Source organism: Methylobacterium sp. J-088, from assembly GCF_022829295.1.
Classification (GTDB): domain Bacteria; phylum Pseudomonadota; class Alphaproteobacteria; order Rhizobiales; family Beijerinckiaceae; genus Methylobacterium.
The window spans coordinates 23,197-49,807 of record NZ_JAKSYH010000027.1; the positions used below are offsets into that span (position 1 = coordinate 23,197).

The window sequence follows — 26,611 nt, forward strand, 5'->3', positions numbered from 1 at the left end:
TCAGTGTTCGCCCCCACCGCCCTGTGCGGTCTTGCCCGAGATCAGGAAGCAGAGCGGCACGACCATCAGCGCGACGATGGCCGTGTATTGGAAAACGTTGCTGTAAGCCAAGACCTGCGCCTGCGTCATGTAGGTCTGGTAGGTGTGCGCCACCGCCTGCTGATGCACCACGGACGCCGCGCGGCCGAGCGAGCGGAGGGTGTGCTCGCTCTCCTGGATCAGCGTGTTGTAGCCGGAGCGCAGCGGCGTCATGAATCCGGCCAGGTGCGCCTGGTCGGCCTGCGTGCGCTCGGTGATGGCCGCAGTCGAGAGCGAGATCCCGAGCGAGCCGAACACGTTGCGGAACATCGAGAACAGCGCCGCGCCGTCGCTGCGGTACTTCTGGGGCAAGGTCAGGTAGGCGATGGTCGAGATCGGCACGAACAGGAAGCCGAGCGCCGCCGTCTGGAGGGAGCGCATCAGCACCAGGGTCTTGAAGTCGATGTCGGGGGCGAGCCGGCTCGAATAGAACAGGGCCGCGCCCATCAGGGTGAAGCCGAACATGACGATGAAGCGCGTCTGCACGACCTTCATGATCTGGCCGACGATCGGGATCAGGACGATCACCACGAGCCCGCCCGGCGACAGGATCAGGCCGGATTTCAGCGCGGTGTAGCCGAGTACGGTCTGTGCGAATTGCGGGATCACCACCGCGCTGGCGTAGAGCGCGAAGCCCATGGCGCCGATGAGCACGCAGCCCATGGCGAAGTTCTTGTCCTTGAACACGTCGAGGTCGATGATCGGCTTCTTCGCGGTCAGCAGCCAGCAGATCGCGCCGAACACGCCGAGCACGCCGAGGGTCGCCATGATCCGGATGAACGGCGAGCCGAGCCAGCCGTCATCCTCGCCGCGGTCGAACACGATCTGCAGGCAGCCGATGCCGATCACGATCAGCGACAGGCCGATATAGTCGATGCCGCGCTTGGTCTTGCGCTTCTCCTGCTCGGAGGGCGGGTCCTGCACCAAGAAGCCGTTGGCGATCACCGCCAGGATTCCGACGGGCACGTTGACGAAGAAGATCCAGCGCCAGTCGAGATGCTCGATCAGGTAGCCGCCCAGCGTCGGCCCGAGCACCGGGGCCACCACGGTCGCCACCGCGGTCACCCCGAAGGCCGCACCGCGCTTGGCCGGCGGGAACGTGTCGAGGATGATCGCCTGCTGGCTCGGCTGCAGGCCGCCGCCGAAGAAGCCCTGCATCAGGCGGAACACGATGATCTGCCCGAGGCTCTGCGAGATGCCGCACAGGAACGACGACACCGTGAACATCGCGATGCAGATCAGGAAGTAGCGCTTGCGCCCGATCGTGTCGGACAGCCAGCCCGCGATGGTGAGCACGATGCCGTTGGCGACGAGGTAGGCGGTGAGCGTGTAGGTCGCCTCGTCGCCGGAGGCGGCGAGCGAGCCGGCGATGTAGGGCAACGCCACGTTGACGATCGTGGTGTCGAGGATCTCCATGAAGGCGGCGAGCGTCACCGTGATGGCGATCAGCCAGGGATTGTAGGCGGGCTTCCAGCCCTGGTTCGGATCGGCGCTCATTTCAGCAGCACCGTCGGCTCGACGCTGATGCCGAGCGGCAGCGGCTCGTCCTTCCGCAGCCCGGAATCGATCGCGATCTTCACGGGCACCCGCTGGACGATCTTGATGAAGTTGCCGGTGGCGTTCTCGGCCGGGAAGGCGGAGAATTTGGAGCCCGAGCCGCGCTGGATCGACTCGACGTGGCCGTGCAGGTCCAGGTTCGGATAGGCGTCGACCGTGATGGTGACCTGCTGGCCGGGGTGCATTCCGTCGAGCTCGGTCTCCTTGTAGTTGGCCGTGACCCACACGTCGGTGGTGACCAGCGACATCACCTGCTGGCCGGCGGAAAGGTAGTCGCCGGCATTGACGTTGCGCTTCGTCACCCAGCCGTCCTGGGGTGCGCGCACCACGCTCCATTCGACGTTGAGGATGGCTTGATCGAGCTGGCCCTTCGCCTGCTCGGCCTGCCCCTGGAGCTGATCGACCTGCTGCTGGGACTGGCCGATATTCTGCTGGACCGGCATCGCCTGGGTGACCCGCGCCTCGGCCTGCTCGACCTGCGCCTTCGCCTGCTGATAGTTCGCGGCCGTGGTGTCCACGTCCTGCTGGGTGGTGGCGAGCCTCGGCAGGCTCTTCTGCCGGTCGTAATTCGCCTGCTGCAGGGCAAGGTTGGCCCTGGCCGAGGCGAGGTTCGCCTGCGCGAGCGCCAACGCGGCCGGGAAGTTCTTCCTGGCGATCTCGACACCGAGCCTCTGGTTGGCGATCTGCGCCGCATTCGCGTCGAGCTGACCCTGGGCCTGCTCCTGCCGGTAGACGTATTGGCGGGAGTCGATGTGGAACAGCGGGTCGCCCTTGTGGACGAACTGATTGTCGGTAACCTCGAGGGACACGACCTGCCCAGCCACCTGGGGTGCGATGCTGACGATGTTGCCGTCGGTGTAGGCGTCGTCGGTCGACGCCTTTCCGCGTGTCGTCAGCCAGAAATACAGGCCGCCACCGATCATCAGCAGAAGGACGAAGCCGGCGATTCCGAATACGATCGGCCGGCGGTTGCGGCGGCGTTCGACGTCCCGATCTTTGCCGGAACCCGCATTCCTGCCGGTATCCTGGTCCTTGTCTTGACCCTCACCGTCGCCGTTCCGGCTGTCCGATCCCCGGGCCGGGCGGGACTCATCGTCCGTTTGCCGACTTTTGTCCTGGCGACCCGTCTGACGCCCGCGTTCGGGCCTGTCGTCGGCCGCGTCCCGGGTTCCACTGGAGCGGCGCCGATCGGCGGACGCGTCGTCTACGGGTTGATCGCCGCCCCGCTGTCCGAACGCGGAGGCGCGCGCCGCGCGCCGGCCCTGATCGTCGGCGTCGGATCCGAGTTCGATGTAGTCGCGGCGCTCGTGCGGGCGGGCGTAGGGGCGTCGGCCGCTTTCCGCATCATCGTCGGTCATCACGTGAATTCGCACACCCTACCGGGAGCGCGGTCGATGGGAACACTCGATCGCGCGGTTCGCTTGCCGTAGGGACAGTTGACGTAACCGAACCCGGCGGTTCGGATGTGCAGGGGCGAACGGAGCGATGTCAAGCGCCGCAGAGGTCGACTCGAGGGCCACGCGCGGTCCGATTCCGCGTGGGGCGCGGCGCCGGGCGCAGATCGCCCAGGCCGCCGAGCAGGTATTCCTCCAGCACGGCTTCGCTGAGACGACGATGCAGATGGTCGCCGGGGTGGCCGGGTCTTCCAAAGAGACGCTCTATCGGCACTTTGGCAGCAAGGAAGAGCTGTTCATCGAAGTGGTGACCAGCCGCAATAATGAGGTCCGGCAGGTACTCGACGCAAGTTTGGAGGGCGATGGACCCATGCCGATCGTCTTGCGGTCGGTGGGCACTGCACTGCTCGAATGCATGTGCAGCCCGACCGTGGCTGCCCTGGCTCGCATGATCGTGAACGAGACTCACAGGCATCCGGCCCTCGGCGAGGCGTTCTACGCGATGGCTCCCGGCCGGACCCTGCAGAAGCTTACCCTCTATCTCGCGGAGGCCCGGACGCGCGGCGCCTTCACGGGCGACGATCCGGCCCGGGCGGCGGAGATCTTCACCGGCAGCATCGTTGGCAAGTTCCTGCCGGTGATGCTGTTCACGCCGAACAGCTTCGCCATCGACCCGCCGCAGATTGCAGCCCACGTCACCGAGGTGGTCCGGGTGTTCACGGCAAGCTACGCCGCCTGATCCGACGACGGCCGGGCGCGACGATCATGACACTGCGGGAGCGGATTCAGGAGGCCCTCCGCAGGGTGATCCGCGTCAGCTCGGACGGGCGCCCGAGGCGGAGGGCGAAGCCGGGCCAAAGACCGGTGCCGTTGCTGACGTAGAGCAGCATGGTCCCGACCCGGTACGCGCCCGAGACGAACCCTGCATTGCCCCGCGCCACCAGCCGGTCCAGGCCACGGATCATGCCGCCATGGGTATGACCGGAGAGCTGCAACGCCACGCCGCGCGCAGCGCTCCGCGCGGCGTTCGCCGGCTGGTGGTCCAGCAGTACGATCGGCGCACCTGCAGGTGCACCCGCGAGGGCGGCGTCGAGGTCCGGACCCGGGTGACCGGTTGAGCGCGCGGAGCGATCGGTGACGCCGGCCAACGCCAGCGCGCCGCCGTCGCGCTGCAGGACCGTGTGGGCATTGGAGAGGATGCGGATTCCCAGCCCTGCCAGATGGCGCATCCAGCCGTCGAAATCGAAGAAGTATTCGTGGTTGCCCGGTACGGCCCAGACGCCATCTCGCGCCCGCAGGCCGCGCAACGGCTCCACGTCGGTCCGGCGGGCTTCCAGTGAACCGTCGATGAAGTCGCCCGTCACGACGATCAGGTCGACCTTGAGGTCGTTGGCGCGCGCGACCACGGCCCGTGCCCAGGCGGCCGGGAACAGGCGGCTGATATGCAGGTCCGTCAGGTGCAGGATCGTGTAGCCGTCGAAGCCGGGGGGCAGGCCCGGGATCGTCACGGGGACATCCTTCAACGGCGGCACGCGCACGGCCTGCCGCACAGCGACCGCCGCGAGGAGCACGGCCGTGAAGCCGACAGAAAGGCGCCACGCGGTCGGGATCGCCCAGCCGCCGCCGGGCAGGGCCAGGGACGCCAGGGCGACGAGATCGAGGGCGAGCTGCAGGGGCGCCGCCAACGCGATCGCACCGAACACCCCGTTGAACAGGATCACCACCGGGCGCGGGAATTCCGGCGCGAAGACCGATCCGGAGGAGAGGCGGCTCCACAGGTGGTACTGGGAGGCGACCAGCAGGATCGCGGCGAGGCTGAGCCTGAGCGCGAGCGGCCACGGCAGGGGCCACACCACCCGCGCGATGACGTAGACGGCGGGCAGGCTGGGGATCAGGCGGATCATGGCCGGCTACATGGACCAGGCGGCAACCGGAAGGCAAAGCTTGCGACCCGGTTGTGCGCGGCGCCCCCTCTCCGCCGGCGCAGCCGACGCGATGCACGCCCAGTATCGGATCAGGCGCGAGCCAGGGCCGCCGCGAACTCCGCCTCCGGCAGATGCGCGCCGCCCGTGGTCCAGACCACGTGGGTGGCGGAGGCCACATCGGGCGCATCGGCAAGGAACCGGCTGAGCGCGGCGAAGCCGGAGGCCGCCGAGGGTTCGAGGCGCATCCCCGCGCCCGCCCACAGCACCTTCAGCCAGCGGAACAGATCCGCGTCCGGGACCGTCACCACCGCGTCGATCAGACCGCCGACGGTGCGAGCGACCAGCAAGGAGGCGCTCGCCACCGCCAGCCCATCGGCCGCCGTCCGGTTGTCGAGCCCGGCCTCGTAGACGCTGACGGACCGGTCGAGCCCGGAGGCGAGCTGCACGAGCATGCAGGGCGCGGCCACCGGTTCCACGAAGACCGGCCGCACGGCATCGCCGAACAGCAGCGTCAGCCCGAAGGTCACCCCCCCCGGCGCGCCGCCGACGCCGCAGGGGAGGTAGACGTAGAGCGGATGCGCGGCGTCGACGGCGATCCCGGCCTCGGCGAGCTGGCGCTGCAGATCGAGCGCCGCCGCCGCATAGCCGAGGAACAGGTCGACCGAATCCTCGTCGTCGACGAAATGGGCATCGGCGCGGTCCTGAAAGGCCTCCCGCGCGGCGGCCACCGCCAACCCGTAATCCCCCGGATGCTCGACCACGCGCGCGCCGAGCTCGCGCAGGCGCTGCTTCTTCCAGGCCTTGGCGTCGTGGGACATGTGCACCTCGACCGCGAAGCCGAGGGCGCGGCCCATCACGCCGACGCTGAAGCCGAGATTGCCGGTGCTGCCGACCGCGACCGTGTGGCGGGCGAACAGATCGCGGAAGGCGTCGGACGCGAACGCCGCGTAGGACAGGCCGGGCCGCAGGAGGCCGGCCGCCTCCGCCAGCGTCTCCGCATAGGCCAGGACCTCGTAGACGCCGCCCCGGGCCTTGATGCAGCCGGTGACCGGCAGGTCATGGTCGGCCTTGACCCAGACGGCGCCCGGGGCGTCGCCCAGCAGGGTCCGGCCGAGGTCGGGCGCGACGGGCAGCAATGGCGAGTCGATCCGCCCGTCCTCGGTGCCGTCGAACAGCTGCGCCAGGAGCGGGGCGAAGCGGCGCCAGCGCGCCTCCGCCCGGCGCATGTCGGCCTCGGAGAACGCCGACGCGGCCAGCACCGAGACGGCGTCCCGACGCTGTGGATTGCGCCAGACGGTCGGCTCGGCCCGTCGCACGGGCGCCGGTATCGTCGGCTCACCGGAAATCCGGCGCGGCGGGGCATTGACGTCCATGGCATCGTCCTCTCGCGTGTCGGGCCCGGGGCTCAGCGGCCACCCCGATGGACGACGAGTGGGCCGAAGGCTTGGCAGACCGGCATGAGCTCGATGACGTTGATGTTCACACGGGCCGGCCGGGTGGCGGCCCAGAACACCGTGTCGGCAACGTCGTCGGGCGTCAGCGCATCGGCGCCGTCGTAGACGCTTGCGGCACGGGTATCGTCGCCGCGGAACCGAACGTTGGAGAACTCGGTGCCGCCGACGAGGCCCGGATCGATCTCGGTGACGCGCACCCGCGTGCCGACGAGATCGGCGCGCAGGTTGAGCGAGAACTGCCGGACGAACGCCTTGGTGGCCCCGTAGACGTTCCCGCCGGGATAGGGATAGCTCGCCGCCGTCGATCCGATGTTGACGACGTGGCCGGTGTCGCGGGCGACCATCCCGGGCAGCACCGTGCGGGTCACGTACATCAGGCCCTTGACGTTGGTGTCGACCATCGCCTCCCAGCCATCGAGATCGGCCGCCTGCGCGGGTTCGAGCCCGACGGCGAGGCCGGCATTGTTCACGAGCACGGCGATGTCGGCGAAGGCCGCGGGCAAGCCGGCGACCGCATCCTCGACCGCCCGCCTGTCCCGGACGTCGAGTTCGAGGGCGTGGACCGCGTGGTCGCCGAGTTCGTCGACCAAGGCCCGAAGTCGGTCGCGGCGGCGTCCGGCCGCGACGATCGTCTGTCCGGCCTGCGCGAAGCGCCGCGCGATCGCGAGGCCGAAGCCCGAGGTCGCGCCGGTGACGAGAATGCTCATGTCGATCTCCTGCCCGTGCTGGGCATGTCAGGCTGCGTCGTCCTTGACGTAGGACGCAAGCCCGTTGCCGAAGGACCACTCGTCGCGCGCATTCGGCGAGAGGACGATCAGCACGTCCTCCGGGCGCAGGCCGGGATCCGCCACGAGGTTGTCAGTGATCGCCCGGTAGAGCGCCTTCTTCTGCGCCGTGTCCCGCCAGTTCCCGGCGATGATGTTGATGATCACCAGATCGTCGGTGCGGTGGATGCCGAGATAGCCGGAATCGTAGATCAGCTCGTCCCGTGCGTGCTGGTGGACGAGCTGGAAGCGGTCGTCGGCCGGCGCACCGAAGGCCGCCATCAGGCCGCGATGGACGCCATCTGAGACCGCACGAATATGCTCTGGCGATTGGCCCTTGATCAGCGAGATCCGAACGAGGGGCATGGACGAGGTCTCCTCTCTTGCAAACAGCGGCACGCCGCTCCGGCTTGACGAATTTGGTCTACGCCGCGATCATCATTGCGAAAATTCGAAATTTTCTAACCGATACATCATCCAGATCGAACGATGGCGACTCGCACCAACCTCGACATGGACGTGCTCCGGACCTTCGTGACCGGGTTCGAGCTCGGGAGCTTCGCCCGCGCGGCCGAACGCCTGGGCCGATCGCAATCGGCGGTCAGCACGCAGCTTCGGAAACTGGAGGAGCAGGTCGGCCAGCCGCTGGTGCAGAAGGCCGGCCGCGGCCTCGCCCTTACGGCCGCCGGGGAGAGTATGCTCGGCTACGCGAAGCGGCTGCTGGACCTCAACGACGAGGCGGTCGACCGGCTGCGCGGTACGGAGCTGGAGGGCTGGGCGCGGCTCGGCCTCGCGCAGGATTTCGCCGAGGGCTGGCTCCCGGCGGTGCTCAAGCGGTTTGCCCGGGCCTATCCGCGGGTGCGCATCGAGGTTCAGGTCGGCCTCGGCGCGCAGCTTGTCGAGGCGACCCTGAAAGGTGACCTCGACATCGCGCTGGTCTGGGGTGACGGCGGCGATGCCCCCCACGCCCGGAGGGTCGCAGCGCTGCCGATTCACTGGATCGGGGAGCCCGATTGGCCGGGCCTTGCGAGCCTTGGCCGGGAGCCGATCCCATTCGCGGCCTTCGCGCCGCCATGCACGTTCCGGTCCGCGGCCGTGGCGGCCCTGGATGGGGGCGGTCTGCCCTGGCGTCTGGTGTTCACGAGCCCGAGCCTCTCGGGTCTCTGGGCGGCGGCCGAGGGTGGGCTCGGCATCACGGCGCGCACCACCGTGAGCCTGCCGAAGACGCTGCGCGTGCTCGATCCGGCCGCGACCGGATTGCCGGCCCTCCCGGATGCACCGCTGAGCCTTCATCAGGCGGAAGCCGAACCGTCGCCGGCCGTCGCGCGGCTCACGGATATCCTGCTCGAGACGATCCGAGAGCCTGTCGCGTGACGCGCGAAGGCTCACCGCTCCGAGCATGTCACGCAACCGATCCTTCGTTTTAATCGAAGAATGGATTTTAGATTTTCAATTTTACCGAACTTTCGAGCGTCTGTACAACCGCCTCATGGATCGCCGGTGGGGCATCCGCGAAAGGGAGAAGAGGCAACGATGCCCTTCATCAACATCAAGGTGGCAGGCGCGCCGCTCCCGCAGAGTCAAGTCCAAAGGCTCCAGGCGGGCATCACCGGTCTGATGGCCGAGATCCTCCACAAGGTCGGCCCCCTGGTCGGCGTCTTGGTCGAACAGGTTCCATTATCGGGATGGAGTGTGGGCGGCGAACCGGTGACCTGTGCCGCGCAGGTGGATGCCATCATCAGTGCAGAGACAAACACATCCGAGGAGAAAGCACGGTTCATTGCCGAGACGAGCCGCCTCCTGAAGGATGTTCTCGGCTCCGGCCTCGCCGAAGCTTCCTATGTCGTGATCCACGACGTGCCGAAAAACTCTTGGGGCTATAACGGCCTGACCCAGGCTCACCGAGCGCAGCACCGCTGAGCCCGCCCGCGGAGACGTCGGCCTCCACCGCGCATGCAACCGCTCGACCCGTCGCTCGTTGGCGGATTCAGGGGCGGATCATCCCGATCGAGGCAGGTCGGTGTCGAAACTGAAGAAGCATACGGCGCACCTGATCGCCGTCCATCAGAAACGCGAGGCCGTCCGGGTCTACGCGGTTCTGGCTCACTCGGCATCGGCGGCTTTGGCGCAGGTCACCGAGATGGCGACGGACGACATGCAGGTGGAACTGACGGGCTCCCTGGGTCGCGACCTCGCCCGGCGCCTTGCTCTCAAACCCGGCGAGATGCGTCTGGTCTGAAGGGCGGATGCCCTCGACCGATTGACCCAGGGCCACCCTCACCTCACGGCAGCACGAGGCCGGAGGCGGCATAGATCAGCGCCGCCACCAGACCGGCGGCCGGCATCGTGACCACCCAGGCGACGACGATCCCCTGCGCCACGTTCCAGCGGACGGCGGAGACGCGGCGGGCCGCGCCGACACCGATGATCGCCCCCGTGATCGTGTGCGTCGTGGAGACCGGAATCCCGAAGGCCGTGGCGGCGAACAGGGTCAGCGCCCCGCCGGTCTCGGCGCAGAAGCCCTGTGCGGGCGTCAGGCGCGTGATCTTCGATCCCATCGTGTGCACGATGCGCCAGCCGCCGAACAGGGTGCCGAGCGCCATCGCGGTCTGGCACGACAGCACCACCCAGAGCGGCACGTGGAACTCGCCGCTGCCCGCCCCGTGGGCGTAGAGGAGCACGGCGATGATGCCCATCGTCTTCTGCGCGTCGTTGCCGCCGTGGCCGAGCGAGTAGAGCGAGGCCGAAACGAATTGCAGGCTGCGGAACATGCGATCGACGGCGACCGGCGTGGAGCGGACGAAGATCCACGAGACCGCCAGCACGAGGATCAGGGCGAGCACGAAGCCCAGCGCCGGCGAGAGCACGATGGCGGCGCTGGTAGCGATGACGCCCGGCCAGACGATCGCTCCGAGACCGGCCTTCGCGATGCCGGCGCCTAGAAGGCCCCCGATGAGCGCGTGCGAGCTGGAGGACGGAATGCCGGCGTACCACGTGACCAGATTCCAGACGATCGCGCCGCCGAGCGCGCCGAGGATCACCCGATCGTTCACGACCGTGACGTCGATGATCCCCGAGCCGACCGTGCCGGCAACGTGCAGACCGAACACGAGGAACGCCACGAAGTTGAAGAACGCAGCCCAGAACACGGCGTAGCGCGGCGCCAGCACCCGGGTCGAGACGATGGTGGCAATCGAGTTCGCGGCATCGTGCAGGCCGTTCAGGAAATCGAACACCAGGGCGATGGCGATGAGGGCGATCAGGAGGGTCACGCGGGCGATCCCTCGGCTCAGACGTGCTCGACCACGATACTGCTGACCTGGTTCGCCACGTCCTCGAACCGATCCATGACCTTCTCCAAGTGATCGTAGAGCCCGGAGCCGACCAGGAACGCCATTGGATCCTGGCGGGAGGCCCTGAACAGCATCTTCACCCCTTCGTTGTGCAGATCGTCGGCCTGCCCCTCCAATTGGATCACCCGCTCGGTCAGCGCATTCAGGGCGGCGGCGTTCTCGCCGAGCGACCGCAGCTTCGGGAGCGCCTCTGCGACCACGGCGGCGGCCTCCTGGATCACCGCCCCCATCTGGCGCATCGACGGCTCGAAGGTCGTCACCTCGAACAGCTGGACCGCTTTGGCGGTTTTGAGCATCTGGTCGATGGCGTCATCGAGCGAGCCGACCAGCGCCTGGATGTCGCCGCGGTCGAACGGCGTGATGAAGGTCCGGCGAACCGCCAACAAGGCGTCGCGGGTGATCGCGTCGGCCTTATCCTCGTGCTCGGCGATGGCGCGGCATGCGACCGGGATATCCTGGGTGCCGTCGAGCAGCGCCCGCAGGGCCGCCGCGCCGTCCACGAGGGTGGCGGCGTGCTGTTCGAACAGGTCGAAGAACCGGTCCTCCTTCGGCATCAGCGCACGGAACCAAGACAGCATGGTGCGTCCCTGTGTGGGGGGCGGACGGTCCTATGCGCGCAGCCGGTCCGAGCGACGCGCCGTGACCGTCAGAAGCGTTGCGACATCCTGCCATCAACCTAAGACTGGATCTTCAGCCGGCTAGGGTTGGTCATCCGCAACGGTCGGCCGATCCGACGGTGTTCGGCCCACACAGCACGTCGCCCGTTTTGGGAAGCCGACTCGTGTCAGGCCTCCGGCGTAACTTTGTCTGATACCTGACTGAGCCTTCATCCTGCGCGGGCTTGCCGGCTTCGGCGCATCGCGAGGGCAGCGGGCCACGGGCATGATCCTGACACCGGCAATGCTGACCGCCCTGCTCACGCGGGACGACGTCGATCTCTGCTACATCCAGCAGGCGCTCGCGACGGTCTGCGCGCAGAGAGGGGACGAGGCGGATACCTTCCTCGACAAGATCCTGACGACGGTGCCGAAGAAGCGCGCCGCGATCGTGCGCACGCTGGCCGCCCAGGTCGACGGCGAACGGCTCGCGAACCCGCGGCCCACCGACGGACGCAGGACCTCGAACGGGCAGGTTCACAGCAGGGGAGTCACGCCCCAAGCGCCCGGCACCCGCGGGCAGGTCGCGGCCAAGAGGGCTGAGGCGAGCTTCAACCCTTACTCGTTGTGGCTACGATATTCAGACACGTGCGCCGACATGCTCTCCTCCCTTTTGGGGAAGAGATCGAGGTGGGGGTGGTGCAGGAGGCACCATCACGCTCGATCCTTCACCACCCCCACCCCTACCCCTACCCAAAAGGAGGAGGGGAAACGCGCTCGTTCCTCAAACCTTTGGCATCCGCCGGAGAAGTATGAATCCGCTTGCGCACCGCGTCGCGCCGAAGCCCAATCGTCCCAAGCAGATGTGCACCATGCCGAACGTTTGACGCCTCTTGAATAACACCGGCGCTTTTCCACCAACTCTTTAAAAAGCCGTCGGCAATTTGGTCGGCCACGGAACAAAACGACCGATCGTTTCTTGAGGGGCAGCTCGCAGGCTTCGCGCCGCATCGTTGGCGCAGACCGGCTCCCCCCATGAAAGCATCGACCACCGCCCTGGACGTCATCGAGCGGCTGCCCGCACGCTCGCGGACCGTCGATCGGATGGTCGTGAGCTGCGCGGTGATCCTGGCGCTGCTCGGCATTGCGGTCGGCGCCTTCACTTATCAGCAGCGCGGCAGCGAGGCCGTCCGGCACGCCATGGTGGTGGACGGCCTGCTCGGCCGTGTGCTGTTGGCGGTCCAGGACGCGGAGACCGGGCAGCGCGGCTACCTGTTGACGGGGGACGACACGTTCCTCCGGCCGTTCCGGGACGGACGCGCGCAGGTCAGCCGCGAGATCGCTCGACTGCACGACCACCTCCGGAACGACGACAGCCAGCGCGCCGAACTCGATGCCCTGATCCCGCTGCTCCGGGACAAGCTGAACGAACTCGGCACCACCATCGAGCTGCGCCGCAGCGGCGAGATCGACGCGAGTCAGGAGCAGGTGCGGCAGGGGCACGGACGGCAGGTGATGGACGAGATCCGGGCGATCATCGGCCGGATGGAGGACCACGAAGCCGCACTGATGGAGCAGCGTCAGGCCGCGAATTCCCGGGCCGCTCTGCTGATCTGGGGCCTACTCGCCGCCGTGGTGATTGCGCTCGTTCTGTTCGCCATGTCGGCCACGCGCGAGGCGGCGCGCCGCCGGAGCCTGTCGCGTTTCCTGCCGCAGGAGCTGGTCGCGCGGCTCGCCGACGATGACGGCAGCCTTAAAGCCGGCCGGCGCCAGCAGGCGGTGATCGCCTTCATCGACATGCGCGGCTCCACCACCATCGCCGAACATCTCGACCCGCAGGAACTGTCTGCCTTCCTATCCGCCTTCCGCCGACGGGTGATGCGCATCTCGCGCCTGTACGGCGGTGTCGTCGACAAGTTCATCGGCGACGGCGCCCTCGTGGTGTTCGGCCTGCCCGAGCCGACGGCCGACGACGCGGCGCGCGCCGTGGCCTTCGCCAGCGATCTCGTCGAGGTCATCGCCCGCTGGAACGACAAGGGCGACCACGATGCCACGGTGCGCATCGGCATCGGCCTGCACTGCGGCGAGGTGTTCAGCGGGATCATCGGTGAGGACGCCCGCTACGAATTCACGGTGCTCGGCGACACGGTCAACGTGGCCGCGCGGCTGGAGCAAGCGACGAAGACCCACGGGGTCTCGGTGCTGGCCTCGGAGGCCGTCCGCCGTGCGGCGGGCACGACCACGGCGGCGTGGCGGGAGATCAGCCGGGAACCCCTCCGGGGCCGGCGGGAGCCGATGGCCTACTACACCTTTGCGCCAACGGCTCCGCCTACCCTACCGCCGGGACGCGAGGCATTAGGTGATCCGGCCGCGCCGATGCCGGCCGCCCCGTGATGCCGCACCGCTCGTCGTCGGCCGGGCCGACACCTATCTGGGACAGCCGGCATGGACCGTCTCGGCGTCGTCTGTCGGACGGAAGCGAATTCGGGACGACAGCATCGGAGGACGTCATGGTCGATACGGACAGGATCACGGGTGCCGCGCGGGAGATCGGCGGCAAGGTCCAGAGCGCGGTCGGTGACCTCGCCGGCTCGGACCGCGACTCGATCGAAGGCCGCCTCCACGAGGTGCGGGGCGCGGCCGAGAACTTCTACGGCCAGACCAAGGATGCCGTCCGGCATGCGGCCGACGCGGTGTCGCATCAGGCCGAGGAGGTCTACGATCACGGTCGCGAATACGCCTGGGAGGGCCACCAGAAGTCGGTCGAATGGCCCCACGCCTCGCTTGTCGTGGCCGGGCTCGTCGGGCTGGGCCTCGGCCTGCTGATCAGCAAGCTCTGATCCGCGCCGCCGGGCGCCTAATGCCAGCTTCTGCGGGCGGCGCGATCCGGGCCGCTCGACAGAATCAGCCTCCGGGGAGCCGCCATGAAAGTCTCAGCCGACCGGTGCATCGTGCCGATGGGCGTCGGCCCGTCTGTTTCGCCCTACGTCCGCGAGGTCAAAGCGATCGTCGAGGCGAGCGGGCTGACCGCCACGATGCATCCTAACGGCACCAATATCGAGGGTGAGCTGTCGGAGATCTGCGCGCTGGCCGAGCGGTGCGAGGCGAAGCTTGCCGAGATGGGCGTTCAGCGGACCTTCTTCACGCTGATCTTCTCGACACGGCGGGACAAGGATCAGTCCATGGCCGACAAGCTCGCGGCCGTGACCTGACCGCGGCAGAAGCGGAGGCAGCCGCAGTGACGCGCCTGTGATCCGACGTGGCCCTCGCGCGTTCCCTTAGTCCGGTCGCTGACGTGCCGGGTGGGAGGACGGCATGGCCGAGCAGGAGAACGGTGAGATCCGGATCGAGCCCTATGACGGCCCGGCGGGCGGTTGGGGCTCGGCCCGGTCGCTGGTCGAGATCCTGACCCGGGAGGGCGTACCGATCACCGGTTCGGCCTTGCTGGTGAAGCAGAACAAGCCGGACGGCTACATGTGCACGTCCTGCGCCTGGGCGAAGCCCGCCAAGCCGCTGGCCTTCGAGTATTGCGAGAACGGCGCCAAGGCGACCGCCTGGGAGCAGACGCGCCGACGCGCGACCCCCGATTTCTTTGCCGCCCATACCGTGACCGAGTTGCTCGGCTGGAGCGACTACGCCCTGGAGGAGCAGGGCCGCCTCACCCATCCCCTGCGTTATGATCCCGAGACCGACCGCTACCGCCCGGTCTCCTGGGAGGAGGCGATGGCCGAGATCGGCCGGGAGCTGAAGGCCCTGCGGGAGGCGGATCCGCGCTCGGTGGTGTTCTACGCCTCCGGCCGGGCCTCGCTGGAAACCAGCTACATGTGGGCGCTGCTGGCCCGGCTCTACGGCAACAACAACCTGCCGGATTCCTCCAACATGTGCCACGAGCCGACCTCGGTGGCGCTGCCGCAATCGATCGGCGCCCCGGTGGGCACGGTCCTGCTGGAGGATTTCGAGACCACCGACCTGATCTTCTTCTTCGGTCAGAATGTCGGCTCGAATTCACCCCGGATGCTGCACCCGCTGCAGGAGGCGCGGCGCCGGGGTGCGCAGATCATCACCTTCAACCCGCTGCGGGAGCGGGGCTTGGAGCGCTTCACCGATCCGCAATCGCCCGTGGAGATGCTGACGCGCTCCTCCACACGGATCTCGACCCAGTATCATCAGGTGAAGGCCGGCGGCGACCTCGCAGCGCTCACCGGCCTGTGCAAGGCACTGCTCGCCCTCGACCGGGAGGCCGAGGCGGCGGGCAAGTCCCGGGTGCTCGACCACGCCTTCATCGCCGAGCACACCCACGGCTTCGAAGACTTCGTGCACTTCTGCGATCGCCAGGACTGGCCTGCGCTGGAGCGGCGCTCCGGGCTGAAACGGCAGGGGCTGGAGGCGGCGGCGGCGGTCTATGCCCGGGCCAAGGCGGTGATTGGCATCTACGGAATGGGCCTGACCCAGCATCGCAAGGGCACCGAGACCGTGCGGATGCTGGTCAACTTGCTGCTCCTGCGCGGCAATATCGGCAAGCCGGGCGCTGGAATCTGCCCGGTGCGGGGCCATTCGAACGTTCAGGGCCAACGTACGGTCGGCATCACCGAGAAGCCGGAATTGGCCCCCCTGGACAAGCTCAAGGAACTCTACGATTTCGAGCCGCCGCGGGAGAAAGGCCTCAACACGGTCGAGGCCTGCGAGGGTATCCTCGACGGCAGCGTGAAGGCCTTCATCGGGCTCGGCGGCAACTTCCTGCGGGCGATCCCCGATACCGGCCGGATGGAGCCGGCCTGGAGGACCCAGCGCCTGACCGTGCAGGTTTCGACCAAGCTCAACCGCTCGCACCTCGTGACCGGGGCGGTCGCCTATATCCTGCCCTGCCTCGGCCGCATTGAGATCGACCAGCAGGCGAGCGGCCGGCAGGCGGTCTCGATGGAGAGCTCCACCGCGCAGTTCCACGGGTCCCGGGGCGCATCCGAACCGGTCGGGCCGCATGTGCGCTCCGAGCCCTGGATCGTCGCCGAGATCGCCAAGACGACCCTGCAGCCCAATCCGCGGATCGATTGGGATTCCTGGGTCGGCGACTACGGCCGGGTGCGCGATGCCATCGAGGCGACCTACCCGAAAGTGTTCCACGACCTGAACGGGCGGATGTTCCAGCCCGGGGGGCTGATCAAGCCGCTCGGCGCCCGCGACCGGAAGTGGGAGACCGAGACCGGCCGGGCGAATTTCGCGGTGCCGGACGGTCTCGAGGCAGATCCAGACCTGCCGGCCCGCGGGCACGACATCCTCGACTTGATCACGCTGCGGTCGAACGACCAGTTCAACACCACAGTCTACGGCTACGACGACCGTTTCCGCGGCGTGAAGGGCACCCGCTCCGTGCTGTTCATGAACCGCCAGGACATCGCGCGCCTCGGACTCAAGGATGGCGGGGGCGTCGACGTGGAGACCAAGGCGGATGATCAGGTGGAGCGGCGCGTAACCGGCCTCCGGGTGATCGCCTATGACATTCCCGAGGGGAATTGCGGGGGCTACTATCCGGAGCTGAACGTCCTGCTGCCGCTCTGGCACCATGACGAGCAGGCCAAGACACCGGCCGCCAAGGCGATCACGGTGCGTGTGACCGCATCGACGCATTCGACCTGAACACGCCGGGGCGTCTGGCGCGCGGTCGGACTCTCCGGCATGGAACGGCCATGGATCAGGCGACACCATCGGATGCGCGGCCGGACATTCAGGCGGATGCCCGGCTGCACGCGCTTATCGAGCGGATCGCCGCCGGGGCCGTGGTGCAGGAGCCGGGCTCGGATCTCTCGCACCTGATCGCGTCTCCGGGGGCGCTCGCCGCGGCGGGGTTCGACGGGCCGGGTTGTGTGGATGCCGAATCCGGCGGCCTGCCCCTTGCGGAGGCCGACCTGTCCCGGGCCCGCATGGAGGAATCGGATTTCTCCGCGGCCAACCTGCGCCGCGCCACGCTCACCGGCGCGGTCGGGCGCTCCACGCGATTCACCGGCGCGATCCTGGAGGCCGCCGACCTCTCCGACGCCGACCTGTCGGGGGCAGACTTTTCCGGCATCGTCGCAGGTCAGGTTCGGTTCGCCGGCGCCATGCTGGAGGATGCGCGCTTCGGGCAGGCCGCGATGCGCTTCGCCGACCTGTCCGGCGCGCTGCTCGACGGCACGGACTTCGCGGGCGCTGACCTCTGGGGCGCGGATTTCACCGGAGCGGACGCGGACGACACGGTGTTCCGCAACGCCCGGCTCGACGAGGCCAAGCTCGTCGATGCCAACCTGACGCATGCGGATTTCGCCGGCGCGAGCCTCGCCAAGGCGACGCTCGCGGGCTCGCGCCTCCAGGGGGCGAACTTTTCGGGAGCGAAGCTCGACGGAGCCGACCTCTCCGGGGCCGATCTGTCGGATACCGATCTCGTACGGCTGAACCTTGCCACCTGCCGACTACGTCATGCCCGCTTCTCGGGGGCATGGCTCAACGGGACGCGGATGAGCGTCGAGCAACTCGGCGGCGCGGTCGGCGAGGAGGTGGCGGGCGATTTCGAGGCCGCGCAGGCGAGCTACCTCGCCCTGGAGCAGAACTGGAAGAGCATCGGCAGCCACGATGCGGCGAGCTGGGCCTACAAGCGCGGCCGACGAATGGGCCGCTTCCACGCCGGTCGGCAGGCGCGCGCCGCCTGGACCGGGCGGGACGGGGCCGGATTGCTGCGGCACGGCTACCGCTGGACCGCCGACCGTTTCGTCGAGTGGCTGTGCGATTACGGCGAGAGCCTGTCGCGCATCGCCCGTGCGTTCGCGCTGCTGATCGTGGTGTTCGGCGGCCTCTACGGCCTGACGGGTGGCCTGATCATCCTCGAGGGGCCGGAAGCGGGGCCGACCTACAACCCCCTCGATCTCCTGAGCTACAGCGCCCTCAACATGATGACCGCGAACCCGCCGGAGATCGGCCTCAAGCCCACCGGCCGCGTCACCAACCTGCTGGTCGGCCTCGAAGGCGCGGTCGGCATCATCCTGATGGGGCTCTACGGCTTCGTCTTGGGCAACCGCCTGCGGCGGTGAGGGCTGGGGAACCTATGGGGCCGCTTCGGGGCGCTTCTTGTGCTGGATCCCGGATCAGGTTCCGCGAACGCTCCACCTGACCGGGAAAACGTGGAGCCCGAGAATGAAGCGCGACGACCTTTCCCGGGCGCATGCAGCGAAAGCGGAATGCGACCCGGGACCGAGCACAGGGAGCGCCGCGAAGCGGCTCATCAGGTCAACGCTACACCCTCACTCGGTCACGCTGAGCCGCTCGATCACCAAGCTCAGATCCTTCCGCAGGGCCCGGATCTCCGGCTCGCTGAGTTCGAGCTGGCACATCACGGCCTCGCGGACTGCAACGGCCTCGGCGCGGAGCGCGGCGCCCTCCGGCGTCAGCGCGATCTCGACCTCGCGCTCATCCGACTGGCGGCGGGTGCGCAGAAGGAAACCTGCGCTCTCCAGGCGCTTCAGCACGGGCGTCAGCGTACCGGAGTCGAGCCGCAGTCGCCGGCCGATCTCCGAGACCGTGACGCCGTCCTGCTCCCACAGCACGAGGAGCACAAGGTACTGCGGATAGGTCAGCCCCAGGCGTTCAAGAAGCGGCCGGTAGGATTTCGTCATCCGGTGCGCGGCCGCGTAGAGCGCGTAGCAAAGCTGATTGTCGAGGAGGAGCGCATCCGTCTCGCGCTCAACCTCCACCATGTCGGCACTCTGCACCATATCGTTCGCCTATCGCGGTCCGGGCACCGCACCTCTCGACCGCGACCGCGGATCCGTCACGATACCACAACGCGCGAAGCCGGCACACGAGCTTCAGCCGGCGATCTTTGTCTCTCAACAAACCCATTCGGCTCAAGATACCGGCTGCCCAACTGACTTCAGACTGGCGAGGAGGCCGGCCTCGTCTTCCAGTGTGCGCAGGTCCAGAAGAATGACGTCGCCGCTGATCCGGCCGATCACCGGCACCGGCAGAGCTCGCAACCGTTCGGCGAGGCGCTTGCACCGCCCCCCCGCGCCGCGGCGTGGCGATCCCGCATCCGCGTCGGGGGTCAGCATCAGGGCGGCGCTCGGCAGGGTCTCCACCGGCAGGGCGCCGGACCCGATCTGGCTGATGCACGCCGCGACCGAGACGGTGGCCGAGCCGGCGAGGCACTCCGCCACCGCGGGGGCGAGGCGCTCCGCCTGCGCGGCGATCGACGCCCGGTCCCGGGTGAGCAGCCGGAGGGTCGGCAGTTCCTCGGCCAACCGCTCGGGATGGAGGTAGAGCCGCAGCACCGCTTCGAGCGCCGCATAAGTCATCTTGTCGACCCGCAGCGCCCGCTTCAGGGGGTTCTTGCGCACACGGGCGATGAGATCCTTCCGGCCCGCCACGATCCCGCACTGGACCGCGCCCAGCAGCTTGTCGCCGCTGAAGGTGACGAGATCGGCCCGCTCCAGGGCAACGCGGACGGTCGGCTCCGGCGGCAGGCCGTATGCGGCGAGATCGACGAGGTTGCCGCTGCCGAGGTCGTCGGCCAGCGGCACGCCACGCTCCCGGCAGAGGGCGTAAAGCGCCTCGGGGTCGGCGGCGGCGGTGAAGCCCGCGATGGCGTAGTTGCTCGGATGCACCTTCATCACGAGGCCGGTGCGCGGGCCGATCGCCTCCGCGTAGTCACGCAGATGGGTGCGATTTGTGGTTCCGACCTCGTGCAGCCGGCAGCCGGCCCGCACCATCACGTCCGGCACCCGGAACGAGCCGCCGATCTCCACGAGTTCGCCGCGGGAGACCACGACCTCCTTGCGCATCGCCAGGGCGTTCAGCACCAGCAGCACGGCGGCCGCGTTGTTGTTGACCACCACCGCAGCCTCGGCCCCGGTCAGGCGGCAGATCAGGGCCTCGACATGATCGTCCCGCTCGCCGCGGGCGCCGGTCCCGAGGTCGAATTCGAGATTGCTCGCCTGCACCATCACGGCGGCCACCGCCTCGGCGGCCGAGCGGGGCAACAGGGCGCGACCCAGATTGGTGTGCAGAACCGTGCCGGTCAGGTTGAAGACCGGCCGCAGGGAGGGGCGTCGCTCGGCGGCGAGCCGCCGAGCCGCCTCCAGCCGGATCGCCGCCGCGTCGGGCACGGGGCCGCCCTCCGCCCGGATACCGGCCAGCACGGCCCGAACGGCACCCGTGAAGGCCGTGCGCCCGTAGGCGGCGAGATCTTCCGGCGCCGCGCTGCCGACCAGGCGCTCGACCGACGGTATCCGCCGCGGGCTCTGCGCCGCGTCGTCGGGTGTCGGGTGAATCTTGGCGGGTGAATTCATGGTGGGACCAGAGATAACGATCCGGCTGTGCTGAGCCAGCCTTATCCAGCGCGGATTATCCGCGCAGGTTGTTCCATCCTCGCTGCGCCGTTAAGGGCAAACCCTGAAAACCGTGGGCGCCGGCACTCCGCATCCTTGCGGCTGCGCCTGGACCGCGCGATCACGCCACGACCGCAACCCGCCGATGGAGACGCCGCATGTCCCGATCTGCTGCCCCGATCCATCCGATGATCCTCTGCGGGGGAACGGGGACACGCCTGTGGCCGGCCTCGCGCGAGAGCATGCCCAAGCAGTTCGCCAAGCTGGTGGATGCGAAGGTCTCGACCTTCCAGGCCAGCCTGGAACGGGTTGCCGACACCGGCGTGTTCGCCAAGCCGACCGTCATCGCCTCGGCCGAGGCCCGCTTCATCGTCGCCGAGCAGCGCGACCAAATGGGTCTTGCCGCCGACATCCTGCTCGAGCCGCAGGGCCGCGACTCCGCCGCTGCCGTGGCGGTCGCCGCGGTCCACGCCGCCGCGAGCGATCCGCAGGCCGTCGTGTTGGTCATGGCCGCCGACCACGTCGTGCCCGACATCGCCGCCTTCGTGGACGCCGTGCGGCGTGCGGCCGAAGGCGTGCGGGCCGGCTACACCATGACGCTCGGCATCGAGCCCGACCGGCCGGCCACCGATTACGGCTATATCCGCCGCGGCGAGCCGATCCACGAGGCGCCGGGTGCCGCCCGCGTCGCCCGCTTCGTCGAGAAGCCCGACCGGGCCGGCGCCGAGGCGCTGATCACGGACGGCGCCTTGTGGAACTCCGGCTACTTCCTGTTCCGCGCCGACCTGATGCTGGCCGAGCTCGAAGCCTTCGTGCCCGACGTGCTGGCGGCCGCGCGCGCCGCCTACGCGGCGGCGGTGACCGACCTCGACTTCGTGCGCCTCGATGCCGAGGCCTTCGCCAAGGCGCCCAAGATCTCGATCGACTACGCCGTGATGGAACGCACCGCCACCGCCGGGGTGCTGCCGGTGTCGTTCGCGTGGTCGGATGTCGGCACCTGGGACGCGGTCTGGCAGGTCCTCGATCACGACGAGGCCGGCAATGCGGTGCGGGGCCGGGTCTCGCTGATCGGGACGAAGAACAGCCTCGTGCACAGCCAGGGCGGCGGCCTGACCGCGGTGGTGGGGCTTGAGGACGTGGTTGTGGTCTCGACCCCCGACGCGGTGCTGGTCGCCTCAAAGGCGCATTCCGGTCAGGTGAAGGAACTGGTCAACGCCCTGCGGGCCAAGGGCGAGCCTGAGGCGGACGCGCATCTGCGGATGTACCGGCCCTGGGGCTGGTACCAGCGGATCGACATCGGCGAACGCTTCCAGGTGAAGCGGATCCAGGTGGTGCCGGGCGGGCGGCTGTCGCTGCAGAAGCACTACCACCGGGCCGAGCACTGGGTGGTGGTGCGTGGCACCGCCGAGGTCACGGTGGACGATCGGGTGACGCTGGTCCACGAGAACGAGGCGATCTACCTGCCGATCGGCTCGATGCACCGGCTGTCCAACCCCGGCAAGATCCCACTGGAGCTGATCGAGGTGCAGGTCGGCTCCTATACCGGCGAGGATGACATCATCCGCGTCGAGGATATCTACGGACGCTGAGACCTGAACCGGGCCGGCCTGCGTTCTGGCGGGGTGAGCGCAAAGGCCGTCGCCTGCAGGCGTTTGCGCTCACCGGGCGAAACTTTCCTTCCGAGGGGCACGTAAGGGCCCGCGCTGCCCCACTCATCGGGGCTCGGAAGGAAACACGATGCTGACCAAGAATACCGGCCGCACGGCCAAGGTGCTCGCCCTGACGATCGCGCTCGGCCTCGGCGCGAGCGGCGCGGCCTACGCCAAGAACCCGATGGTCGGCGGCGCGCCGATGTACGCCCAGAAGACCATCGTCGAGAACGCGGTCAACTCGAAGGATCACACCACCCTCGTCGCCGCCGTGAAGGCTGCTGGCTTGGTCGACACGCTGAACGGTCCGGGCCCGTTCACGGTGTTCGCGCCGACCAACGCCGCCTTCGCCAAGCTGCCGCCGGGTACGGTTGAGAACCTCGTGCAGCCGCAGAACAAGGCGACGCTGACGAAGATCCTGACCTACCATGTGGTCCCGGGCGTCTACACCGCCAAGGACCTGATGGCGCTGGTCAAGAAGGGCGGCGGCCAGGGCGTGCTGACCACCGTCGAGGGCGAGCCCCTCGCCGTCGCGGTGCAGGGCAAGAAGGTCCTGGTTACCGACCAGAAGGGCAACACCGCCACGGTGACCATCCCGAACGTGATGCAGTCGAACGGTGTCATCCACGTCGTCAACGCCGTGCTGATGCCGTAAGGCGTCGCGCCCGCGGCCCGCGAGGGCTGCGGGCTCCGGCAAGCCCGCCCGCCGCGTCCCGTCATTCGGCGATCAGCTTGCCGGTATAGATCACCGGGCCCGTGGGCTGGCCGCTGGGCGAGCCCCCTGGCGGCTCGACCGAGACTGCGATCACGCCGTCCGGTGCGGTGACCTGCGGCAGCCTCACCTGACTGGGCGCTGCACCGACAAGGCCGAGGGGCTTGGCACCCTCCGCGCCGACGTACCACACTTCCAGGCTCCGCCCCGCGGGTGCGTCGGCGCCGACGGGGCGGACCTGCGCGAGGCCGGTCCGCGTGTCGACCCGCACGACGAGCGCGGGCAGCGCCCCGCCGCCCTGCACGACCGCCAGATAGCGCCCGCCCGCCGGGCTTCGTGACGGGGCGACTGCCACGAACAGCGCGAGGCCCGCGGCGAGGAGGCCCGATCCCGCCGCGGCGACCTGCCAGCGCCTCACCTGCCGCCGCAGCTGACGCAGTTCGCCCCGCGGCCCGCCGCTCACGTCGGGCAGCGCGCGCAGCAGCGCCTCGCGGACCCGCGGCGGCGGCGGCACGGATGGCACGGCCCCCATCAGCGGCGCCAGCCGCCGCTCCCATTGGCCGATGCGGCTGGCCGTGGCGTGGTCGTGACTCGCCTCGCGCTCCAGCGCCGCCCGATCCTGCGCGTCGAGCGTCCCGAGGGCGTACTCGGCCGCGAGGATGTCGCGCTCGGCCGTCGGCTCCAGGCCGGGCTGGCCGCCGCTCACGAGACAGACTCCAGGCAGGTCTTGAGGCCGGCGAGGGACCGGTGCAGCCAAGTCTTGATCGTGTTGACCGGCCGGTCGAAGTGCTGCGCGAGCTCCTCCCGGGATTGTCCCTCGCAATAGGCCAGCACCACGCAGTCCCGATGCATGGGATCGAGGCGGCCGAGGCAGGCCAGAAGGGCGTTCCGGTCCAGGAAGTCCGCCGCCCCGTCGTGCGGATCGATCAGCCGCGCCACCCAATCCTCGCCGTGATCCAGTTCCGGGCCCTGATGCTCGACCTTCCGCCTCACGCTGTCGATGGCCCGATTGCGGGCGATGGTACAGAGCCATGGCAGCGGCGGCCCGGCCTCGGGCCTGTAGGCGCCCGCGGCCTGCCAGATCCGCAGGTAGACGTCCTGAAGCACGTCCTCGGCCAAGCCTCGGTCTCGCTGGATACGCAGGATCAGGCCGTAAAGTTTCGGGCTGGTCAGATCATAGAGTTCGGCCAGCTGGTCCGCCCCGCCCCGGGCGATCTCAGCGAGCAGTCGGCGCAGCGTGGCGTCGTCGGCCAAGAGGGCTCCCCACAAACTCCGAGGCGCCTTCTATCGAGCGCCCACCCGGATGCTGTTTTAGAGCAAACTGCCTGACCGTGACGATACCTCGCGTGCGCCAACCCCACCGAAAGGATCCGGTAGCTGACCGGCGGGAATTCGTTCCCTGCGAGCCTCCCCATGGTTGGAACCGTCGCGTTCGGGCACTGTGGGACGGTCGCGCCTGCGACGCAGCGACCGGCATCTGTTCCCGGAACAAAGCAGGCCGACCGGTGGATAGCCAGACGTGGGACGGATGCGGCCGCGATCGACCGCGCTGGCGCACGTTCGGAGTTCGGGGATTCGCTGCATGAAGCACAAGCCGCTCCGCGAGCAGGTCGTCGTGATCACCGGCGCCTCGTCGGGCATCGGCCTCGCCACCGCCCGGATGGCGGCCGAACGCGGTGCCCGGGTCGTGCTGGCCGCGCGTAGCGGCGATGCCCTGGCACGCATCCAGGCCGAGATCGAGGGCGTCGGCGGCAAGGCGCTCCATGTCGTGGCCGATGTCGGCAACAGGGCGGCGGTGCAGGCCATCGCGGATCGCGCAGTGGCGACCTTCGGCGGCTTCGACACCTGGGTGAACGTGGCGGGGGGCTCGATCTATGGAAAGCTCCGCGAGATCAGCGACGCCGACCACGAACGCCTGATCCAGACCAATTTCTGGGGTACGGTCTTCGGCTCGCTGGTGTCGACCGAGCACCTGCGGCAGAGTGGCGGCGCCCTGATCAACGTGGGCAGCATCGCATCGGACCTCGCCTTCCCGTATCAGGGCATGTACGCGGCCTCGAAGCACGCGGTGAAGGGCTTCACCGATGCCCTGCGCATGGAGCTACTGCACGAGAACGCTCCGGTCTCGGTCACGCTGATCAAGCCCGCCTCGATCGACACGCCCCTCCCCCAGCGGGCGCGCAACTACATGGACCGAGAGCCGAGCCTGCCGCCACCGATCTATCCGCCGGAGGAAGTCGCGAACGCCATCCTGCACGCGGCTGTGCATCCGCAACGCGACATCTTCGTGGGCGGCGCCGGCAAGGCCTTCACGGCAGGCAAGGAATTCGCACCCGGCGCCTACGACCATCTCGCCTCCGCAATCATCGCCCTTCAGAAGCGAGCGAGCGCGCCGCGCAATCCGGACGGCGCCCTGCACGCGCCCGTGCCGGCCGGCGAGACGCGTGGCGATCCGCCCCTGCCCGTGATGCGCACCAGCGTCTACACGCGCGCGACGCTGCACCCGATGGCGGCGGCCGCCGGTCTTCTCGGGATCGGCGCGGCCACCGCGCTGGCCGTCATGGGTTCGTCCGGCCGCAGGCGGCGCCTGTAATTGACCGCCGCAATGACATCGCTGCCCGGGCCGGCTCGGTCGCGCCCGGATGAACCACACGATCCCCGCATCGTGCCGCGCCGGATCGTCGAGCTGACGGATGACCGGACGATTGCGTATGCGGAAACCGGATCCGGTCCCGATCTGGTGGCGATCCACGGGACGCTGATGTGCCTGGAGGATCTCTGGCTCGGGCCGGTGCCGGCCCTAGCCGAACATTTTCGCGTAGTCGCGGTCGATCGCCCCGGTCACGGCTTCAGCGTGCGGCCGCGGGGCCGTGCCGCCGACGTCTGGGATCAGGCCGCACGCATCCGGGAGGCGGTGCGGCGCCTCGGCCTGCATAAACCCGTCATCCTCGGGCATTCCTTCGGCGGAGCGGTCGCGCTGGCGTACGGCATGCTCCATCCGGAGGAGATCGCCGGCATCGTCGCGGTCGCGCCGATCTGCTTCCCGGAGCCGCGTTTGGAATAGATGCTGTTCGGGCCCCGCGCCCTGCCCTTCGGCGGCGATCAGCTGTCCCACCTCCTCGGCGCGAGCACCGACAAGGCGCTCCTGCCGCTGCTCTGGAACGCGATGTTCTTCCCGCGAACGATGCCGGAGACCGTCGCGCGGCACTTTCCGTTCGATCTGGCGGCGCGCCCGGCGCAGATTACCGCCGAGGGCGAGGATGCCGGCTGGCTCTGGCCTGGGCTGACCCGCAGCATGCTGGCCTACCCGACCCTGCGCGTTCCCGTACGCATTCTGGCAGGAAGCCCCGATCTGGTGGTGAGCACGGCCCTGAACGCCCAGCGCGCGGCCCGCATGATTCCCGATGCGCGCCTCGACCTGCTGCCCGGTGCCGGCCACATGCTTCACCATTTTCATGGAGACGCGATCGTTCGGGCAGCGTTGTCACTCCGACCGGGCTAGCAGACGCGGCTTGCATGCCTTCGGCTCGCGAAGAATACGCAGTCGGCTTCTGGAGAGCTTGAGTGACTGCCGCCTGACGCATGGCGGCCTCCGCTCATGCGAAACAGGATACATCCGGCCGGATCGGCGACCGCCTGCGGGTCAGGTTTCGCCGCGCATGGGCCGCATCAGGGCGCCGAGGAGGAAGCCGAGCTGCCCGCAGACCATCAGGGCGAGGCCACGGCGCATGCTCCCGCCGGTGCTGAGGTGATGGATGTACACCCCGTAGGCCAACTCA

Annotated in this window: 28 protein-coding genes; 16 read left to right on the forward strand and 12 right to left on the reverse strand. The window is 68.8% G+C overall.

What is annotated here, in order from left to right:
* A complete protein-coding gene (locus MKK63_RS01705) occupies nucleotides 1–1,575 on the reverse strand; it encodes a DHA2 family efflux MFS transporter permease subunit (protein WP_243998110.1) in 1,575 nt (524 codons plus the stop codon).
* A complete protein-coding gene (locus MKK63_RS01710; RefSeq protein ID WP_243998112.1) occupies nucleotides 1,572–2,444 on the reverse strand; it encodes an HlyD family secretion protein in 873 nt (290 codons plus the stop codon). The genes MKK63_RS01705 and MKK63_RS01710 overlap by 4 nt, the downstream gene beginning before the upstream one ends.
* Between MKK63_RS01710 and MKK63_RS31880 the strand changes: the two genes are divergently transcribed.
* On the forward strand, nucleotides 2,409–3,065 hold the full coding sequence (locus MKK63_RS31880) for a hypothetical protein (protein WP_243998114.1): 657 nt from the start codon (nucleotides 2,409–2,411) through the stop codon (nucleotides 3,063–3,065). The genes MKK63_RS01710 and MKK63_RS31880 overlap by 36 nt on opposite strands.
* A 55-nt stretch (nucleotides 3,066–3,120) precedes the next feature.
* On the forward strand, nucleotides 3,121–3,768 hold the full coding sequence (locus MKK63_RS01720; protein ID WP_243998116.1) for a TetR/AcrR family transcriptional regulator: 648 nt from the start codon (nucleotides 3,121–3,123) through the stop codon (nucleotides 3,766–3,768).
* A gap of 46 nt (nucleotides 3,769–3,814) precedes the next feature.
* Here the strand turns inward: MKK63_RS01720 and MKK63_RS01725 are convergent, their stop codons facing one another.
* The 4 genes from MKK63_RS01725 to MKK63_RS01740 form a co-directional block, all read right to left on the reverse strand.
* On the reverse strand, nucleotides 3,815–4,933 hold the full coding sequence (locus tag MKK63_RS01725; protein ID WP_243998118.1) for a metallophosphoesterase: 1,119 nt from the start codon (nucleotides 4,931–4,933) through the stop codon (nucleotides 3,815–3,817).
* Between the two features lie 110 nt (nucleotides 4,934–5,043).
* Nucleotides 5,044–6,327 (reverse strand): D-serine ammonia-lyase, encoded by a 1,284-nt coding sequence (locus MKK63_RS01730; RefSeq protein ID WP_243998120.1) that lies wholly within the window; start codon nucleotides 6,325–6,327, stop codon nucleotides 5,044–5,046.
* 32 nt (nucleotides 6,328–6,359) lie between these two features.
* Entirely contained in the window at nucleotides 6,360–7,115 is a 756-nt protein-coding gene (locus MKK63_RS01735) for an SDR family NAD(P)-dependent oxidoreductase (RefSeq protein WP_243998122.1), read from the reverse strand.
* 27 nt (nucleotides 7,116–7,142) lie between these two features.
* The gene (locus tag MKK63_RS01740) at nucleotides 7,143–7,538 is read right to left on the reverse strand and encodes a tautomerase family protein (RefSeq protein ID WP_243998124.1); all 396 of its coding nucleotides are present in this window, start codon (nucleotides 7,536–7,538) and stop codon (nucleotides 7,143–7,145) included.
* A 123-nt stretch (nucleotides 7,539–7,661) separates the two neighbouring features.
* On the opposite strand from MKK63_RS01740, the gene MKK63_RS01745 reads away from it, so the two are divergent.
* From MKK63_RS01745 to MKK63_RS01755, 3 genes are all read left to right on the forward strand, one after another.
* Nucleotides 7,662–8,546 (forward strand): LysR substrate-binding domain-containing protein, encoded by an 885-nt coding sequence (locus tag MKK63_RS01745; protein ID WP_243998126.1) that lies wholly within the window; start codon nucleotides 7,662–7,664, stop codon nucleotides 8,544–8,546.
* A 159-nt stretch (nucleotides 8,547–8,705) separates the two neighbouring features.
* A complete protein-coding gene (locus MKK63_RS01750) occupies nucleotides 8,706–9,092 on the forward strand; it encodes a tautomerase family protein (RefSeq protein ID WP_243998128.1) in 387 nt (128 codons plus the stop codon).
* 100 nt (nucleotides 9,093–9,192) lie between these two features.
* Nucleotides 9,193–9,411 (forward strand): hypothetical protein, encoded by a 219-nt coding sequence (locus MKK63_RS01755; protein ID WP_243998130.1) that lies wholly within the window; start codon nucleotides 9,193–9,195, stop codon nucleotides 9,409–9,411.
* 43 nt (nucleotides 9,412–9,454) lie between these two features.
* On the opposite strand, the gene MKK63_RS01760 is transcribed toward MKK63_RS01755, so the two are convergent.
* Both MKK63_RS01760 and MKK63_RS01765 read right to left on the reverse strand, forming a co-directional pair.
* Nucleotides 9,455–10,444, reverse strand: a complete 990-nt coding sequence (locus MKK63_RS01760; protein ID WP_243998132.1) for an inorganic phosphate transporter — start codon at nucleotides 10,442–10,444, stop codon at nucleotides 9,455–9,457.
* A 17-nt stretch (nucleotides 10,445–10,461) separates the two neighbouring features.
* The gene (locus MKK63_RS01765; RefSeq protein WP_243998134.1) at nucleotides 10,462–11,103 is read right to left on the reverse strand and encodes a DUF47 domain-containing protein; all 642 of its coding nucleotides are present in this window, start codon (nucleotides 11,101–11,103) and stop codon (nucleotides 10,462–10,464) included.
* A 304-nt stretch (nucleotides 11,104–11,407) separates the two neighbouring features.
* On the opposite strand from MKK63_RS01765, the gene MKK63_RS01770 reads away from it, so the two are divergent.
* The 6 genes from MKK63_RS01770 (at nucleotide 11,408) to MKK63_RS01795 (ending at nucleotide 18,179) form a co-directional block, all read left to right on the forward strand.
* Nucleotides 11,408–12,022 (forward strand): hypothetical protein, encoded by a 615-nt coding sequence (locus MKK63_RS01770; protein ID WP_243998136.1) that lies wholly within the window; start codon nucleotides 11,408–11,410, stop codon nucleotides 12,020–12,022.
* Between the two features lie 134 nt (nucleotides 12,023–12,156).
* The gene (locus MKK63_RS01775) at nucleotides 12,157–13,515 is read left to right on the forward strand and encodes a CHASE3 domain-containing protein (protein WP_243998138.1); all 1,359 of its coding nucleotides are present in this window, start codon (nucleotides 12,157–12,159) and stop codon (nucleotides 13,513–13,515) included.
* Nucleotides 13,516–13,631: 116 nt separating this feature from the next.
* The gene (locus MKK63_RS01780; protein WP_243998140.1) at nucleotides 13,632–13,961 is read left to right on the forward strand and encodes a CsbD family protein; all 330 of its coding nucleotides are present in this window, start codon (nucleotides 13,632–13,634) and stop codon (nucleotides 13,959–13,961) included.
* 84 nt (nucleotides 13,962–14,045) lie between these two features.
* Entirely contained in the window at nucleotides 14,046–14,333 is a 288-nt protein-coding gene (locus tag MKK63_RS01785; RefSeq protein WP_243998142.1) for an MTH1187 family thiamine-binding protein, read from the forward strand.
* 103 nt (nucleotides 14,334–14,436) lie between these two features.
* Nucleotides 14,437–16,755 (forward strand): FdhF/YdeP family oxidoreductase, encoded by a 2,319-nt coding sequence (locus tag MKK63_RS01790; RefSeq protein ID WP_243998144.1) that lies wholly within the window; start codon nucleotides 14,437–14,439, stop codon nucleotides 16,753–16,755.
* Nucleotides 16,756–16,805: 50 nt separating this feature from the next.
* Nucleotides 16,806–18,179: a pentapeptide repeat-containing protein gene (locus MKK63_RS01795; protein ID WP_243998147.1), complete on the forward strand. Its 1,374-nt coding sequence runs from the start codon at nucleotides 16,806–16,808 to the stop codon at nucleotides 18,177–18,179.
* Nucleotides 18,180–18,389: 210 nt separating this feature from the next.
* Here the strand turns inward: MKK63_RS01795 and MKK63_RS01800 are convergent, their stop codons facing one another.
* Nucleotides 18,390–18,860, reverse strand: coding sequence for a MarR family winged helix-turn-helix transcriptional regulator (locus MKK63_RS01800; RefSeq protein ID WP_243998149.1), 471 nt, complete (start codon nucleotides 18,858–18,860; stop codon nucleotides 18,390–18,392).
* Nucleotides 18,861–18,992: 132 nt separating this feature from the next.
* Entirely contained in the window at nucleotides 18,993–20,432 is a 1,440-nt protein-coding gene (gene selA, locus MKK63_RS01805) for an L-seryl-tRNA(Sec) selenium transferase (RefSeq protein ID WP_243998151.1), read from the reverse strand.
* A 197-nt stretch (nucleotides 20,433–20,629) separates the two neighbouring features.
* Between selA and MKK63_RS01810 the strand changes: the two genes are divergently transcribed.
* Nucleotides 20,630–22,060, forward strand: a complete 1,431-nt coding sequence (locus tag MKK63_RS01810; RefSeq protein WP_243998153.1) for a mannose-1-phosphate guanylyltransferase/mannose-6-phosphate isomerase — start codon at nucleotides 20,630–20,632, stop codon at nucleotides 22,058–22,060.
* Between the two features lie 148 nt (nucleotides 22,061–22,208).
* Nucleotides 22,209–22,775: a fasciclin domain-containing protein gene (locus tag MKK63_RS01815; protein WP_243998155.1), complete on the forward strand. Its 567-nt coding sequence runs from the start codon at nucleotides 22,209–22,211 to the stop codon at nucleotides 22,773–22,775.
* Nucleotides 22,776–22,836: 61 nt separating this feature from the next.
* Here the strand turns inward: MKK63_RS01815 and MKK63_RS01820 are convergent, their stop codons facing one another.
* Both MKK63_RS01820 and MKK63_RS01825 read right to left on the reverse strand, forming a co-directional pair.
* Nucleotides 22,837–23,538 (reverse strand): anti-sigma factor domain-containing protein, encoded by a 702-nt coding sequence (locus tag MKK63_RS01820; RefSeq protein ID WP_243998157.1) that lies wholly within the window; start codon nucleotides 23,536–23,538, stop codon nucleotides 22,837–22,839.
* A complete protein-coding gene (locus tag MKK63_RS01825) occupies nucleotides 23,535–24,086 on the reverse strand; it encodes an RNA polymerase sigma factor (RefSeq protein ID WP_243998159.1) in 552 nt (183 codons plus the stop codon). Before MKK63_RS01825 ends, MKK63_RS01820 begins: the two co-directional genes overlap by 4 nt.
* Nucleotides 24,087–24,414: 328 nt before the next feature.
* On the opposite strand from MKK63_RS01825, the gene MKK63_RS01830 reads away from it, so the two are divergent.
* The 3 genes from MKK63_RS01830 to MKK63_RS01840 all read left to right on the forward strand — a co-directional run bounded on the left by MKK63_RS01830 (nucleotide 24,415) and on the right by MKK63_RS01840 (nucleotide 26,334).
* On the forward strand, nucleotides 24,415–25,425 hold the full coding sequence (locus MKK63_RS01830; protein WP_243998161.1) for an SDR family oxidoreductase: 1,011 nt from the start codon (nucleotides 24,415–24,417) through the stop codon (nucleotides 25,423–25,425).
* A 72-nt stretch (nucleotides 25,426–25,497) separates the two neighbouring features.
* A complete protein-coding gene (locus MKK63_RS01835) occupies nucleotides 25,498–25,896 on the forward strand; it encodes an alpha/beta fold hydrolase (protein WP_243998163.1) in 399 nt (132 codons plus the stop codon).
* Nucleotides 25,897–26,334: an alpha/beta fold hydrolase gene (locus MKK63_RS01840; RefSeq protein WP_243998165.1), complete on the forward strand. Its 438-nt coding sequence runs from the start codon at nucleotides 25,897–25,899 to the stop codon at nucleotides 26,332–26,334.
* The last annotated feature ends 277 nt before the right edge of the window (nucleotides 26,335–26,611 follow it).

Bases quoted from the DNA above. Each gene is read 5' to 3' on its own strand.
- MKK63_RS01780 (WP_243998140.1), top strand. From the start codon at position 13,632: ATGGTCGATACGGACAGGATCACGGGTGCCGCGCGGGAGATCGGCGGC.
- MKK63_RS01750 (WP_243998128.1), top strand. From the start codon at position 8,706: ATGCCCTTCATCAACATCAAGGTGGCAGGCGCGCCGCTCCCGCAGAGT.
- MKK63_RS01745 (WP_243998126.1), top strand. From the start codon at position 7,662: ATGGCGACTCGCACCAACCTCGACATGGACGTGCTCCGGACCTTCGTG.
- MKK63_RS01800 (WP_243998149.1), bottom strand. From the start codon at position 18,860: ATGGTGCAGAGTGCCGACATGGTGGAGGTTGAGCGCGAGACGGATGCG.
- MKK63_RS01740 (WP_243998124.1), bottom strand. From the start codon at position 7,538: ATGCCCCTCGTTCGGATCTCGCTGATCAAGGGCCAATCGCCAGAGCAT.
- MKK63_RS01830 (WP_243998161.1), top strand. From the start codon at position 24,415: ATGAAGCACAAGCCGCTCCGCGAGCAGGTCGTCGTGATCACCGGCGCC.
- MKK63_RS01785 (WP_243998142.1), top strand. From the start codon at position 14,046: ATGAAAGTCTCAGCCGACCGGTGCATCGTGCCGATGGGCGTCGGCCCG.
- MKK63_RS01720 (WP_243998116.1), top strand. From the start codon at position 3,121: ATGTCAAGCGCCGCAGAGGTCGACTCGAGGGCCACGCGCGGTCCGATT.
- MKK63_RS01810 (WP_243998153.1), top strand. From the start codon at position 20,630: ATGTCCCGATCTGCTGCCCCGATCCATCCGATGATCCTCTGCGGGGGA.
- MKK63_RS01765 (WP_243998134.1), bottom strand. From the start codon at position 11,103: ATGCTGTCTTGGTTCCGTGCGCTGATGCCGAAGGAGGACCGGTTCTTC.
- MKK63_RS01735 (WP_243998122.1), bottom strand. From the start codon at position 7,115: ATGAGCATTCTCGTCACCGGCGCGACCTCGGGCTTCGGCCTCGCGATC.
- MKK63_RS01795 (WP_243998147.1), top strand. From the start codon at position 16,806: ATGGATCAGGCGACACCATCGGATGCGCGGCCGGACATTCAGGCGGAT.
- MKK63_RS01705 (WP_243998110.1), bottom strand. From the start codon at position 1,575: ATGAGCGCCGATCCGAACCAGGGCTGGAAGCCCGCCTACAATCCCTGG.
- MKK63_RS01775 (WP_243998138.1), top strand. From the start codon at position 12,157: ATGAAAGCATCGACCACCGCCCTGGACGTCATCGAGCGGCTGCCCGCA.
- MKK63_RS01815 (WP_243998155.1), top strand. From the start codon at position 22,209: ATGCTGACCAAGAATACCGGCCGCACGGCCAAGGTGCTCGCCCTGACG.
- MKK63_RS01840 (WP_243998165.1), top strand. From the start codon at position 25,897: ATGCTGTTCGGGCCCCGCGCCCTGCCCTTCGGCGGCGATCAGCTGTCC.
- MKK63_RS01770 (WP_243998136.1), top strand. From the start codon at position 11,408: ATGATCCTGACACCGGCAATGCTGACCGCCCTGCTCACGCGGGACGAC.
- MKK63_RS01725 (WP_243998118.1), bottom strand. From the start codon at position 4,933: ATGATCCGCCTGATCCCCAGCCTGCCCGCCGTCTACGTCATCGCGCGG.
- selA (WP_243998151.1), bottom strand. From the start codon at position 20,432: ATGAATTCACCCGCCAAGATTCACCCGACACCCGACGACGCGGCGCAG.
- MKK63_RS01790 (WP_243998144.1), top strand. From the start codon at position 14,437: ATGGCCGAGCAGGAGAACGGTGAGATCCGGATCGAGCCCTATGACGGC.
- MKK63_RS01730 (WP_243998120.1), bottom strand. From the start codon at position 6,327: ATGGACGTCAATGCCCCGCCGCGCCGGATTTCCGGTGAGCCGACGATA.